Origin of the sequence: Blautia sp. CAG:237 (assembly GCF_000436615.1) — a bacterium.
GTDB classification, from domain to species: domain Bacteria; phylum Bacillota; class Clostridia; order Lachnospirales; family Lachnospiraceae; genus Blautia_A; species Blautia_A intestinihominis.
The window spans coordinates 113,764-127,773 of record NZ_FR886712.1 but is presented as its reverse complement, the minus strand read 5'-3'; the positions used below and the strand labels follow the sequence as shown (position 1 = coordinate 127,773).

Sequence of the window (14,010 nt, the reverse complement as noted above, 5' to 3'; positions counted from 1 at the left end):
TTCAGATGCTCTGGTAACTTGTTGCCGAGTAGTTCACTTGCCCATGAGAGGCTCAAACCTGTAAGAACCGCTCTTATTAATTTATATGGTCATACTCACCAGAAAGAACACTTTTATAAAGAACACCCTTATATGTATTGTGTGTGTTTAGACGCACATGAAATGAAGCCTGTACTTTTGGATGATATCATTGAAGAAGTAAAAGATAAAAGGATTGCGTATGAAGAAAATATTCTATAGCAAATTATGGGGGCTGATGCTGCCGATCGTGCTGCAGAATCTGATGCTGGCACTGGTTGCTGTTGCAGATGCATTTATGCTTGGCGGAATGGATCAGAACTATATGTCAGCGGTGTCGCTGGCGACGCAGATCCAGTTTATATGATCGGGCGTGCGGTCAATGACGTGACGATCAACGGAATCTTTGGTGCAGGCGGTGATACCTTATTTGATATGTACAGCCTTGCCGTCTGTATGTGGTGCCTCGCAATCCCACTGGCAGCTGCAGGAACATATTACTTCCACTGGCCGGTTGTGGTCGTTTATGCCTGTACCTGCATCGATGAAGTCGGCAAACTGCCCTGGGTGCTTCACCATTTCCGGAAGTATAAGTGGGTGAAGGACCTGACACATTGAGAAAATGTTTATTAAAAAAATCCTTTTGATTTTATATCAGAAGGATTTTTTTTGTGGAAATCAGGCATCCTCAATTGTATAAAATAACTAAAAACCAACGCAGCAAATTATCAAAAAGCAACGAAATATCGAAAGCACTTCTAAAAAAAGACATGTGTCCTATGAAAAAAGGACCAACGCCGCTTATACTTTGAACTAACAAATGCGGATGACAAAATCAAAAAAACATGAAGGGAGACGCCATAATGAAACGGAAAATAATGGCAATATTATTAGCAGCAGCGATGACTGGATCGCTGGCAGGATGCGGAAGTACACAGGACAAAAATGCGGCTGATGCTTCTGAACAAAAAATGAAAGTAGCAATGGTAACAGACTCTGGTGATATCACCGACCAGAGCTTCAATCAGATGACTTACGAGGCATGTAAGGCATGGGGAAAAGAAAACGATATTGAATTCAACTATTACAAACCACAGAGTGACTCCGATGAAGCAAGAACAGCAAGTGTGGATCAGGCAGTAGCGGATGGCGCGAATGTGATCGTATTATCCGGCTACGTATTTGCCCCGACTGTGATCGATGAATCGGATCTTTATCCGGAAGTTAAATTTCTGGCACTGGACGTAAGTGCCGGTGATATCTGCGAAAAAGGTATCGGAGAAGGATATGACTATAATCCGGATCACTACAATGTGACCGATTACTACAACGAAGATAACGTATACTGCTGTACTTATCAGGAAGAGCTTTCTGGATTTATGGCAGGTTATGCGGCAGTAATGCTTGGCTACCGTCATCTGGGATTCCTCGGAGGAATGTCTGTTCCGGCGGTTAACCGTTATGGATACGGATACGTACAGGGCGCGGACGCAGCGGCAAAAGAACTTGGAATTACCGATGAAGTGCAGGTCGAATATGTATGCGGCGGACAGTTCTATGGAGATGCAGATATCACAGCTTACATGGATACCTGGTATGGATCAAAAGGTGTAGAAGTTGTATTTGCCTGTGGTGGAGGTATCTATACTTCAGCGGCAGAGGCGGCAGTCAAGACCGGTGGAAAAGTAATCGGTGTTGACCTGGATCAGTCAGTAACGATCAATGAGTACAAAGACGGACTGACCGTGACATCTGCGATGAAAGGCCTGCAGGTCACCATTGACAATGTACTTGATGCGATCCTGAATGACGAATGGGATGAGTACGTAGGAAAGATCGAAAACCTTGGAATGGAATCACCGGACCCGGCTGAAAACTATGTACAGCTTCCGGAAGAGACGACACAGTGGGATGATACTTTTACAAAAGAAGATTATCAGAAACTGGTAGAGAGAATGTACAACGGAGAATATGAAGTCTCAAGTGACAGCACAACATTTCCGGAAACAGAGATCACAGCGACCGATTACGGCAGCATTAAATAACAGGAATAATAAGCGATGAAATAAAGGAGGAAGATAATGAGCGAGTATGTTATTGAGATGTTAAATATAACAAAACGCTTTCCGGGTATTGTAGCGAATGACAATATTACACTTCAGCTAAAAAGAGGTGAGATCCATGCACTGCTTGGAGAAAATGGTGCCGGAAAATCAACGCTGATGAGTGTTTTGTTTGGATTGTATCAGCCGGAAGAAGGAGAGATCCACAAAGACGGTAAAAAAGTTGAGATCCAGGACCCGAATGATGCCAATGAACTTGGAATTGGTATGGTCCATCAGCATTTTAAATTAGTAGAATGCTTTTCTGTACTGGATAACATTATGCTTGGAGTAGAAACTACGACAAAAGGTGGCTTCCTTAAGAAAGACGAAGCAAGAAAAAAAGTAGTAGAGCTGTCTGAGAAGTACGGACTTGCCGTTGACCCGGATGCAAAGATCGAAAATATCACCGTGGGTATGCAGCAGAGAACGGAAATCCTGAAAATGCTGTATCGTGATAATGAAGTCCTGATCTTTGATGAGCCGACAGCAGTACTTACTCCGCAGGAAATCCAGGAGCTCATGGTGATCATGAAAAATCTGGCGGCAGAGGGAAAGAGCATTTTGTTTATCACTCATAAACTGGCTGAGATCATGGCAGTAGCAGACCGCTGCAGCGTTCTTCGAAAAGGAAAATACATCGGAACCGTAGATATCAAAGATACTACTCCGGAAAAACTTTCCGCAATGATGGTTGGAAGAGATGTAAACTTTATTGTCGACAAAAAGCCGGCCAAAACAGGAGATGTTGTATTAAGCGTAAAAAATATGACGGTTGCATCAAAACAGCATAAGAATAATGCTGTAAATAATGTATCTTTTGATGTCAGAAGAGGAGAGATCGTATGCATAGCAGGAATTGACGGAAATGGCCAGTCAGAACTGGTATACGGTCTGTCCGGACTGGAACCGTTAAAAGAAGGAACGATCACAATGAATGGTCAGGATATTACCAATATGCCGATCCGCAAACGTATCACTTCCGGCATGAGCCATATTCCGGAAGACAGGCATAAACATGGCCTGGTACTTGATTATTCACTGGAAGACAACATTGTTCTGGAACGTTATTTCGAACCACAGTTTACAGACCGCTTCGGTTTCCTGAAGAGAAAAGAAATCAGAAAGTATGCGGATCGTCTGATCAAACAGTACGATATCCGTTCCGGTCAGGGACCGATCACAACAGTACGTTCCATGTCCGGAGGAAATCAGCAGAAAGCGATCATCGCGAGAGAAATCGACAAAGATCCGAAATTCCTGATCGCAGTACAGCCGACCAGAGGATTGGATGTCGGTGCGATCGAATACATTCACAAACAGCTTGTGGCTGAGCGTGATGCAGGAAAAGGTGTATTATTGGTAAGTCTTGAACTGGATGAGGTCATGAATGTCTCAGACCGCATTCTGGTCATGTATGAGGGCGAGATCGTCGGAGAATTTGACCCGAAAAAAGTATCCGTGGAAGAGCTTGGATTATACATGGCAGGTTCGAAGAGAAAGGGGACAAAAGAAAATGGATAAAAAACAGAAACTTCTGAGAAATAATGGATTTCAGACGGTACTGGCATCTCTGATCTGTATTATCATAGGTCTTATCATTGGATTTGTCGTACTGCTGATCATTTCACCTGCCGGAGCAGGAAAAGCGATCACTGCGATCTTGAAAAACTTTTTCTATTATCCGAATGCCGCAGCGGCGACGAAATATTTTGGAACGACGTTGATAAAAGCGTCTGCACTTTTGATGTGTGCATTATCTGTTATATTTGCCTACAAAGTAGGCCTGTTCAATATCGGTGCTGCAGGCCAGTATGTGATCGGTGCAGGCGGATGCCTGTATATGGCATTAAAGTTTAACATGCCGTGGTATGTATGCCTGATAACAGCAGTAGTTATGGCTGCTCTTATAGGCGGGATTTCAGGCGCATTAAAGGCATATCTGAATGTAAATGAAGTAATTTCCTGTATTATGCTAAACTGGATTTCTCTTTACAGCATTAATATGTTATTATCACAGGTAAAGGATGGTTCTACACCATATACAAAATTATTATTCAGCTACAACAAGAGCGCAATGCTTCCGACAGCCGGATTAAATGAACTGTTTCACAATAAATATATGACGATCGGTGTACCGATGTCAGTTATCGTAGCGATCATTGTATGGGTCGTGCTGCAGAAAACAAAATTCGGTTTTGAATTAAAGGCAACAGGAATCAATAAACTGGCTGCAAAATACTGCGGTATGCGTGAAAAAAGAAATATCATCGTTACTATGATGATCTCCGGAGGTCTTGCAGGCTTTGGTGCAGGAATCTTCTACTTAAGCGGAATTGAACAGTGGATGGTGCAGCAGACGAGTGTGCCGGGGATGGGATTCAATGGGATCGCAGCGGCATTTCTTGGAGGCCTGAACCCGATCGGAACAATTTTTGCATCTTATTTTATCCAGCATATTACCAGCGGTGGTACTTATGTAGATACAACAACATACTGTACACAGATTTCTGATCTGATCTCAGCGTTTATTATTTATCTGTGTGCGTTTGTATTCTTCTTCAAGATCTGGTTTAACCGTTACCTGGACAAAAAAGAAGAAAGAAATGCAAAAGTAGAGGAAGGAGGCCGGAAATAATATGACATTATTAGTTCAGTACACATTGATCTTTGCATCCGTTCTGGCTCTGGTTGCCCTTGGAGGCTGTTTTTCTGAGCACAGCGGTGTAATTAATATCGGTCTGGAAGGTATTATGGTAATGGGAGCACTCGGTGGTGCTCTGGCAATGAAATTTATTCCGGCATCAACACCAGGAATCGTTTTATTCATCCTGATCGTGCTGACAAGTGTTCTGGTCGGAATGGTGTTTTCACTGTTCCTTGGAGTTGCGGCGATCCACTTCAATGCAGATCAGACACTGGTTGGAACAGCATTGAACTTAATGGGAACAGCAGCGGCAGTTGTTATCGTAAGAGCAATCAATGTGGCAGAAAATCCAGATAACGTATCTTCTACCGTAGTATATCGTCAGGCGAAACAGGTATTTCTGGTAAAGATCGGAGATTTTGAATTTAATTGGTTTATGCTGCTTGTTGTACTGGCAATCATTGCCTCACATGTAGTATTATATAAGACAAAGTTTGGTCTTCGTTTATGTGCATGTGGAGAGCATCCGCAGGCAGCAGATTCCGTAGGTATCTCTGTTTATAAGATGCGTTATGCAGGTGTACTGATCTCAGGTGCACTTGGCGGTCTTGGCGGTCTGGTCTACATCACTGCAGGTGTAAGTGAATGGAAATTTGAAAATGGTGTAGCAGGATTCGGTTTCCTGGCACTGGCAGTTATGATCTTTGGTCAGTGGAGACCGGTCAACATTGGACTGGCAGCACTGTTATTTGGATTTTTCCGCGCACTGTCAAATGTGTACACCGGATTTGCACCACTTGTAGCATTAAAACTTCCAAGCAGCTTATATAATATGCTGCCATACATTATTTCTCTTATCGTGCTTGCTTTTATTTCACAGAAATCAAGGGCACCAAAGGCAGAAGGAATCCCATACGACAAGGGACAGAGATAAAACAAAAAGAAATGAAAACAGGATATATAGTTACCGGAAAGAGAGGAAAAAAACATGAAAAATTATTCAGAAGACGCAAGCAAACAGTATCATATCCAGGTAGGTAAGGGAGAAGTCGGACGTTACGTTATTTTACCGGGAGATCCGAAACGCTGCGAAAAAATCGCAAAATATTTTGATGATCCGGTTTTTGTGGCAGACAATCGTGAATATGTGACTTATACCGGAACTCTGGACGGAGTAAAGGTAAGCGTGACTTCCACCGGAATCGGCGGACCGTCAGCTTCTATTGCAATGGAAGAACTTTATCGCTGCGGTGCAGATACTTTTGTACGTATCGGAACCTGTGGTGGAATGCAGCCAGAAGTAAAGAGCGGAGATGTTATCATTGCAACAGGTGCTATTCGTATGGAGGGAACCAGCAAAGAGTATGCACCGATCGAATTTCCGGCGGTAGCAGACCTGGAAGTGACTAATGCCCTTGTGGAAGGAGCTAAGAAAGAGGGCTGCGAATTCCATACAGGTGTAGTTCAGTGTAAAGATGCATTTTATGGACAGCATGAGCCGGAAACAAAACCGGTCAGCTATGAACTGATGAACAAATGGGAAGCATGGAAACGCCTCGGCTGCCTTGCTTCTGAGATGGAATCCGCTGCCCTCTTCGTAGTGGCAAGCCATTTAAGAGTACGTGCAGGCTCCTGTTTCCTGGTACTTGCAAATCAGGAAAGAGAAAAATTAGGACTGGAAAACCCGGTAGTACATGACACAGAGAAGGCAATCCAGGTTGCAGTACAGGCGATCCGTGAACTGATCCGTGCAGACAAGGCGAGGGAAAATAATGGAAAAGAAACAGATTGAAGAAATGATAGACCTGGCGATCAGACAGCTTGATTATTCCTATGTACCATATTCACACTTTCATGTAGGCGCGGCACTTCTGGCAAAGAATGGTAAGTATTATACCGGATGCAACATTGAAAATCTTCCGCTTGGATTCGGACCAGCGAATCTGGGGGAGGCATAAGCCGGACAGGCAGAAAGGAATATTTATGGAAACTTATAAGAGAGTATTTGTGATCGTTCTGGATTCACTTGGAATCGGCGCAATGCCGGATTCTGAAAAATTTGGTGACAAAGGTGTGGATACTTTTGGACATATCCTGGATAAGATGGGAAAACTGGATATTCCAAATCTTCAGAAACTTGGAATGCTGAATCTGCATAAAGGTGGAAATATGGAAGGTGTAGAGAAGCCACTGGGCCGCTATATGCGAATCGGCGAGACCAGCAATGGCAAGGATACCATGACTGGACATTGGGAGATGATGGGAATTTACACAGAGAAACCATTTATCACTTTTACAGAAACAGGATTTCCAAAAGAACTGATCGATGAGCTGGAGAAGAGATGTGGCAAGCGTGTCATTGGAAATAAGAGTGCCAGCGGTACAGAGATCATCGAGGAACTTGGTGAGGAAGAAATCAATACAGGAGCGATGATCGTCTATACTTCTGCTGACTCTGTACTGCAGATCTGTGGAAATGAGGAGACTTTTGATCTTGCAAATCTGTATCGCTGCTGTGAGATCGCCAGAGAACTGACCATGAAAGATGAGTGGAGAGTCGGCAGAGTTATTGCCAGACCTTATGTCGGAAAGAAAAAAGGCGAGTTCAAGAGAACCAGTAACCGTCATGATTATGCACTCAAACCGACTGGCAGAACAGCGCTGAATGCATTAAAAGATGCAGGACTTGATGTGATCGGTGTCGGCAAGATCAATGATATTTTCTGTGGCGAAGGAATCACAGAGACGCACCATTCCGACAGTTCTGTTCATGGTATGCAGCAGACGCTTGAAATCTGTAAAGAAGATTTCCACGGACTCTGTTTTGTCAATCTGGTAGATTTTGACGCCCTGTGGGGACACAGAAGAAATCCGGAAGGATATGGCCATGAGATCGAGAAATTTGACAAAGGCCTGGGAGCTCTCATGGATGAACTGAGAGAAGATGATCTTCTCATCCTGACAGCAGACCATGGAAATGATCCGACTTATACCGGAACTGATCATACCAGAGAATATGTGCCGTTTGTTGCATATTCAAAGAAGATGAAGGAAACAGGTGCAATCGAGAACCAGGATACTTTTGGTGTGATCGGCGCGACTATTGCAGAGAACTTCGGCGTGGAGATGCCAGAGGGCACAATTGGAAAATCAATTTTGAAAGACTTGGCGTGAACCATTGGGGACGGTGTTTTGTGGCACAAACACCGTCCCTGTGGCTCTGATTGGAGAAAAGAACATGGGAGAACGGTATTTATATCAAAAGTGTCCTTTTTTGAAAGCCTTAAGCCAGGAAAAGAGGGAGCAGTTTGAAATATATTTTCGAACTGCTCCTGACTGGCTTATTGATTCATTGGTTGTAGAGAAAATAAAAAAAGGGACAACATTTATCAGAGAAAACAATCCGGCAGATACGATTTATTTTATCGTAGAGGGACTGATCGTAGCCACAGATTACCGCGTGCTTGGAGTCAGCTACGATTTTATGCAGTTCCAAAAAATGTATGCATTTGGTGGAATGGAATTTATCATGGATCTGGATGTGTACAAAACTTCACTTCGAACTGTGACCGACAGTATTGCGGTGAAGATTTCAAGAGCAATGTTTGAGAAGTGGATGTATTCAGATATAAAGGCTTTGAAATACGAAAGCAAGTTGATAGGCGAATATCTGCTGGAACAGGCAAGAAATGAGCGCATCGTTCTCCTGATGAAAGGGACGGATCGTTTATGTCTGCTGCTTGTTTACCATTATGAGCAATATCAGAAAGATGGAATTCTTTGTGTAAAAGAAGGCCAGAAGAGCCTGGCAGATAAAACCGGAATGTGTCTGAAAAGCATAAACCGCGCAGTCAAAACACTTTCAGAACAAGGCCTGATCCGGAAACAGGGAAACAAAATCCTGGTGGAAAAACGACAGTACGAAGAAATGAAAGCACTGATCTCTGAGAAAACGGATATAGGATAGAATGCCATGTAGACGTAGGATGCAAAAAAAGCTATACTGTAGAAAAAGTACCAGAGGTGGCTGCGGGAATGAAAAATAAAATTTTGGTGATTGAGGATGACCGTGCAATTTCAGAATTGTTGTGTATGAATCTGGAAGCGGCAGGGTATGAGACTGTGGCAGCTTATGATGGGGAAGAAGCTCAGCGGCTGCTCTTATGGCATGAGGATGCAGATCTGGCAGTGGTGGATATCATGCTGCCGGGGAAAGACGGGTTTGCACTGATGGAGGATTTTAAAAGGAGGAATCTTCCGGTAATCTACCTGACCGCAAAGGATGATGTTGCGTCCAAGGTAAAGGGATTAAGGCTGGGTGCAGAAGATTATATGATAAAGCCATTTGAGATGCTGGAACTTCTGGTACGCATGGAGAAAGTGTTGGAGAGGACCGGAAGAGCCAGAAAAATATTGACGATCCGAAATATTATGGTGGATGTGCAAAGTCACCAGGTTTTAAAGGATGGAATTCCGGTAGGTTTGAAACCAATGGAATACGACCTCTTTGTGCTGCTACTCCAAAATAAAAACATTGCGCTTGGAAGGGAAGAACTGTTGAAACGGGTCTGGGGAGAAGACTATCTGGGAGAAAGTAGAACAGTAGATGTTCATATCGGACAGCTTAGAAAAAAACTGGAACTTTATGACGAGATCAAGACAATCCCGAAGCTTGGATATCGTCTGGAGGAATAGGTATGAAGCTGTGGAAACGGACAGTACTTCTTATGCTGGTAACTTTATTGTGCGCGCTGATCCCGGTGGGCGCACTAAGCGTTTTTGTCACAGGAAAACGAAGTTTAAATAATGCCGCTGAGACATACGGGAGACAATTGGAAAATGGGAAGGCGCTACTGGAACAATTTTGGGATAACAGCAAATATGAACAGATGTCAGAGACCGGAAAGAAAGCCTATATGGGATTTCAGTTTCAACGATGCTGTGGAGCTGGCATGGCGTTGATCGATAAGAAAAGCAATGCTGCTATTGAAAATCTGACAGATTATGAAGTTGTAGGAATTGAAAATCTGGGCTTGAAGAATGAAAATGATCCATATGCTTACAAGATACAGAAATTGGGGAAGAAATACCTTCTTCTTCAAAAAGTGGCTTTATCTAAACCAGAAGGATATGATGTCCTCTCTGTCCGGGAAGTCACGGAACTCTTTACAGAGTTGAGGCAGACAGCGGTCTGGTTTGCGGGTATCTATATGGCAGTGTTTCTGATTGCCGGTCTTTTTATTTACATGATGATGAAAAGGACTGTGGAACGGATGGAGAAACTGCAGGAGGTGGCAGAGAAACAGGAACTGCTTATGGGAGCACTTTCCCATGAAATGAGAACACCGTTAACATCCATTATTGGTTATTCAGATACCCTGCGTCATGTAAAGCTAAAAGACGAACAGAAAGATCGGGCACTGGAACACATTAACCGTGAGGGGAAACGTCTGGAGGCTCTTTCGGGGAAAATGCTACAGTTGCTGGGACTTTATCAGAACCACACCATACAGATGGAAATGACTCCGGCAGGGGACCTTTTAAATCATGTCATTGATATGGAAAAGGAACAGGCAGAGAAGAAAAAGGTGCAGCTAAAAATGGAATATGAAGCATTTTCCATGAAGATGGATCCTGCCTTGATGGAAAGCCTTCTGGTAAACCTGATCGATAATGCCCTAAAGGCCACGGATGCCGGCGGAAGTATTCTGGTAAAGGCATATGAAACATCTGGAAAAAAGATATTTGAGGTGTCTGATACAGGAATAGGAATTCCGGAGGAAGAACTGGGAAAGATCACAGATGCCTTTTATATGGTGGACAAATCACGAAGCCGTAAAGAAGGCGGCTCCGGGCTTGGACTGGCACTTTGTGTGAAGGTGGCAGAGATCCATGGTGGAAAGCTGAAGATTGAAAGCCAGCCAGGAGAGGGGACAACGGTAAGGGTTGTCTTCTGATCTACAAGTTGTTTACATTTTGATGAATACATTGGAAAGGCAATATGGTACTCTTTTCTTACAAGAAGAGGGTACCTTTTTAATATGGATAAGAAAGGATGGGGAAGTGATGAAAAAAATAAAAATGTTCAAGGGAGCCGTTCTGTGTATGAATCTTTTAGTGGTATCAGGATGTGACAGTGTTGTCCAGTCTGCTGTTGTGGAAGAAAAGGATAAAACAGACCAGAAAAAAGAAGAAAACAAGGAAACAGTTCAGAAAACAGTTGCAGAACAGGTAGGGGCACCGGAAACTTATCAGGCAACGATTCAGGCAGACTTAAGATCAGCGGAGCGGGAGGATAAAGAAAATCCGATGAAGTTTACTTTGACAGCGGATGCACCGGTAAAAGTGTCAGATGTAGATGCAATCTGTTTAAAAAAAGTAAAGAGAGTGCTGATTTCTGAAGAGGAACAGAATAAGATAAAAGACACATTCGGCAAAGGACAGCCGTGCAGGAAGAGAACAATGAGAATGAACAGGCAGGGACGTATACAGTAGATGGACTGACCTATCGGTACTCTTATACAAAGAGTGAACAGGAATCTGATGTGGAGGAACTTGGATCCCGGATCGCAAAGTTTATCTTTGACGATTGTGGAGATATGACCCTGGCACCGAGTGAGAAAAAAGAAAGGGAAGAACGTTTTCAAAATTATATAAAAGCAGGAAGCGGCAAAGTGTCTGAAAAAGAAGCAAAAGATAAGGTACCAAGTCTTGTTTCCGGGGACTGGGAGATATTTGAAAGCTTCTCAAAAAAACTTACCGAAGGAAGTACTACTTTGGAAAAAGATGATTTTATTTTTGAACGGATGATAGACGGGATCCCGGTTAATTATGTGAGAGAGACATCTTTGCCTGTTAATGAGCAGGCTCTCGAATGGGAAAACGAAGATGGAACACTTCATGAAGGACAGTCCGAAGGATGGGAGAGTGAAGTACTGACGATGGATTTTTGCAGTGGGACAATTCAGAGCTTTTTACACAGAAATCCTATTGAAACATCGAATATTTCAGATGAAGGGCTGTTTTTACTTCCTTTTGATGAGATTAAAGACATTTTTGAAAAAACGATCACATTGCAGATCATGACAGAAGACAAGAACAGACTGATTTCTGTCGATGGAGGAAGTGACTATCGTTATCCATCCATCGATGCACAGAGTGCGGAGATGACCATAACTAAGGTTCAGCTGGGCTATATGCGTATGCAGAGCGGAGACAATGACACAGAAGCAATCCTGATCCCGGTGTGGGATTTCTATGGAACATGGACATCCGAAGAACCGGAGTATGAGTATGGAAATGGAGCAGGGGATGGGCCTGTTATAGGAAACGTGATTATGGATGACGCTGGCGTTCCACTTCTTACGATTGATGCACGCGATGGCAGTGTGATACAAAGAGTGCAGGCTGGATGGGCTGTCTCTACGAAAAGCAAAGCTGCTACATGAAATGGACTATGAAAGTGAAAAAGTTATTTGTAGCATTTATGTTATGTGAAATAAAAACAAAACAAACAACAAAACAAAATTTCCTCTTGACCTAAAGTCAACTTCAGGTTGTAAACTATAATCAAACTTGAATTTCCGAAAGAACGTGCAGCACAGATCGCAGTCCATACGGTGCGTGAGTTTTTGCAGCAGGAAACCAGCGTAAAGAAAGTAATCTTCAATGTCTTCAAAGACCCTGACCGTGAGATTTACGAGCATGCACTGGCAGAAAAATGAGTATTTTGGAATCTGACAGATTCTGGTAAAACATCGTAATCATCTACTTCCAAGAATCCAGAACAGCCCTCGCTTTCTGGATTTCTTTTGTGTCTGTGCGAAGGATTTCATACTCGGAAAATCCGGGCATTCCCATATTTACATGTGGATTACGGTACTTCATCTGACTTGGCAGAACTTTCTTTCCGGACATATGAAACGCAGTCAGACAGGAGTGTTCCAGCATGTAAGAAAGATTCTGAGAATTTATTCCTGCACCTGCCATGATATCAACATTTCTGGCATTTTGTTTCAGACGATTCAGAGTCTGAATACCATCAGGAGCAGAGGCGACTCCGCCGGAAGTAAGAATAGAAACAATGCCAAGTTTTCGGGCAGTTTCCAGTGCTTCATCCAGATCACGACACATATCAAAAGCACGATGTAGATTATATGGAGTACTTTTTCCTGCATCCATAATTCGATTTAATACCTCTGTATCAAGTTGTCCATCTGCGGTCAGGCATCCGATCACCAGAGCATCAGCACTGGCTGCGGAAAAGGTCGCTGCCTGTCGGACCAGAATCTCAATTTCCTCTTCACTGTACAGAAAATCTCCGAATCGAGGACGTAGAAGCACATGGATAGGGATATTGATCTTTTCGCGTATTTTTTCGTATAAAGCAAGCGAGGGCGTGGTCCCGCCCACGATCAGGTCACCGCATAATTCAATGCGGTCAGCACCGCCAAGTTCTGCATTTACAGCGGATTCCACAGAGTCAACACAAACTTCCAGGATCATCTAAAAACTCCTTTGTATGAGTGATTTATGAATAATATTTATTATAGATTATACCAACCGTAAAAGAATGCCGCAACTCAGTATTTCCTTAACCTTGAGGACATGACAGTGCTATGCTATACTGAGTTTATTAAAATTATCAATGGGGTTTTATCAAAAAGAGGAGGTTCTTTTAATGAGAGAAGTAAAAGCAGTTAAGATCAATGCGGCAGATTTTGCCCCGTACGGAACATTCTGCAATATGACAGAACCGGAGGGATATCCACTGGCAGGCGAGATCCATAAGTTTTATCCGGACCGTATTTCCGGAACCTGTGTAGGCAGTATCGCGTTTTCTCCGATCGCAGTCCGTAAGGATGACAGGATTATCAAAATGGCAGAATATCACACAACCACGTGGGAAGGAATCGTAGCATTGGATGATGACATGATCATTCATGTAGCACCGGCATCTGGCGGTACACCAGTCCCGGAACTTGCCAAGGCATTCATCGTACCAAAGGGATGCATGGTCAAGATCAACGCAGCGATCTGGCACCTCTGTCCGCTTCCGTTGAATAATGATGAACTTCATGCAATGATCATTCTTCCGGAATGCACCTATGCAAACGATTGTACCGTCGTTGATTTCGAAGAAAAAGACTGGTTCAAGATTACTGTATAAACACAAACATACATACAAAAAACTCCTCCAGGCAGGTACTTTTTCTAAAAAAAGGTAACCAGCCCGGGGGAGCT

Annotated in this window: 16 protein-coding genes and 1 pseudogene; 16 read left to right on the top strand and 1 reads right to left on the bottom strand. The window is 43.3% G+C overall.

Annotated elements, in window-relative coordinates; all coding sequences use genetic code 11:
* The 15 genes and pseudogenes from QZL69_RS05010 to QZL69_RS04940 form a co-directional block, all read left to right on the top strand.
* On the top strand, window positions 1-240 hold a 240-nt coding region (locus QZL69_RS05010; protein ID WP_291518411.1), incomplete at its 5' end, for a hypothetical protein.
* A complete protein-coding gene (locus QZL69_RS05005) occupies window positions 221-385 on the top strand; it encodes an efflux protein MATE family (protein ID WP_022214131.1) in 165 nt (54 codons plus the stop codon). The genes QZL69_RS05010 and QZL69_RS05005, both read left to right, overlap by 20 nt.
* Window positions 379-636: pseudogene (locus QZL69_RS05000) on the top strand (MATE family efflux transporter); the annotation flags it as partial. The gene QZL69_RS05005 and the pseudogene QZL69_RS05000, both read left to right, overlap by 7 nt.
* A gap of 245 nt (window positions 637-881) precedes the next feature.
* Window positions 882-2,063 carry a BMP family lipoprotein gene (locus QZL69_RS04995; protein WP_022214129.1) on the top strand — a complete coding sequence of 394 codons (1,182 nt, stop codon included), beginning with the start codon at window positions 882-884 and terminating at the stop codon, window positions 2,061-2,063.
* A 36-nt stretch (window positions 2,064-2,099) separates the two neighbouring features.
* Window positions 2,100-3,644, top strand: coding sequence for an ABC transporter ATP-binding protein (locus QZL69_RS04990; protein WP_022214128.1), 1,545 nt, complete (start codon window positions 2,100-2,102; stop codon window positions 3,642-3,644).
* Complete coding sequence (locus tag QZL69_RS04985) at window positions 3,637-4,758, top strand: ABC transporter permease (protein ID WP_022214127.1); 1,122 nt, start codon at window positions 3,637-3,639, stop codon at window positions 4,756-4,758. Before QZL69_RS04990 ends, QZL69_RS04985 begins: the two co-directional genes overlap by 8 nt.
* Window position 4,759: 1 nt before the next feature.
* On the top strand, window positions 4,760-5,701 hold the full coding sequence (locus QZL69_RS04980) for an ABC transporter permease (RefSeq protein ID WP_022214126.1): 942 nt from the start codon (window positions 4,760-4,762) through the stop codon (window positions 5,699-5,701).
* A gap of 54 nt (window positions 5,702-5,755) precedes the next feature.
* On the top strand, window positions 5,756-6,559 hold the full coding sequence (udp, locus tag QZL69_RS04975) for a uridine phosphorylase (protein WP_022214125.1): 804 nt from the start codon (window positions 5,756-5,758) through the stop codon (window positions 6,557-6,559).
* Window positions 6,540-6,725: a cytidine deaminase family protein gene (locus tag QZL69_RS04970; protein WP_022214124.1), complete on the top strand. Its 186-nt coding sequence runs from the start codon at window positions 6,540-6,542 to the stop codon at window positions 6,723-6,725. Before udp ends, QZL69_RS04970 begins: the two co-directional genes overlap by 20 nt.
* A 25-nt stretch (window positions 6,726-6,750) precedes the next feature.
* Window positions 6,751-7,941, top strand: a complete 1,191-nt coding sequence (locus tag QZL69_RS04965; protein WP_022214123.1) for a phosphopentomutase — start codon at window positions 6,751-6,753, stop codon at window positions 7,939-7,941.
* Window positions 7,942-8,005: 64 nt separating this feature from the next.
* On the top strand, window positions 8,006-8,734 hold the full coding sequence (locus tag QZL69_RS04960; RefSeq protein ID WP_022214122.1) for a Crp/Fnr family transcriptional regulator: 729 nt from the start codon (window positions 8,006-8,008) through the stop codon (window positions 8,732-8,734).
* A gap of 68 nt (window positions 8,735-8,802) precedes the next feature.
* Window positions 8,803-9,462: a response regulator transcription factor gene (locus tag QZL69_RS04955; protein WP_022214121.1), complete on the top strand. Its 660-nt coding sequence runs from the start codon at window positions 8,803-8,805 to the stop codon at window positions 9,460-9,462.
* Between the two features lie 2 nt (window positions 9,463-9,464).
* Window positions 9,465-10,724, top strand: a complete 1,260-nt coding sequence (locus QZL69_RS04950) for a sensor histidine kinase (RefSeq protein WP_022214120.1) — start codon at window positions 9,465-9,467, stop codon at window positions 10,722-10,724.
* Between the two features lie 109 nt (window positions 10,725-10,833).
* Complete coding sequence (locus QZL69_RS04945; RefSeq protein WP_022214119.1) at window positions 10,834-11,262, top strand: DUF6034 family protein; 429 nt, start codon at window positions 10,834-10,836, stop codon at window positions 11,260-11,262.
* Window positions 11,214-12,215: a DUF6034 family protein gene (locus QZL69_RS04940; protein ID WP_022214118.1), complete on the top strand. Its 1,002-nt coding sequence runs from the start codon at window positions 11,214-11,216 to the stop codon at window positions 12,213-12,215. The genes QZL69_RS04945 and QZL69_RS04940 overlap by 49 nt, the downstream gene beginning before the upstream one ends.
* Before the next feature lie 319 nt (window positions 12,216-12,534).
* Here the strand turns inward: QZL69_RS04940 and QZL69_RS04930 are convergent, their stop codons facing one another.
* Entirely contained in the window at window positions 12,535-13,272 is a 738-nt protein-coding gene (locus QZL69_RS04930; RefSeq protein ID WP_022214117.1) for a copper homeostasis protein CutC, read from the bottom strand.
* 175 nt (window positions 13,273-13,447) lie between these two features.
* On the opposite strand from QZL69_RS04930, the gene QZL69_RS04925 reads away from it, so the two are divergent.
* The gene (locus tag QZL69_RS04925) at window positions 13,448-13,936 is read left to right on the top strand and encodes an ureidoglycolate lyase (RefSeq protein ID WP_022214116.1); all 489 of its coding nucleotides are present in this window, start codon (window positions 13,448-13,450) and stop codon (window positions 13,934-13,936) included.
* The last annotated feature ends 74 nt before the right edge of the window (window positions 13,937-14,010 follow it).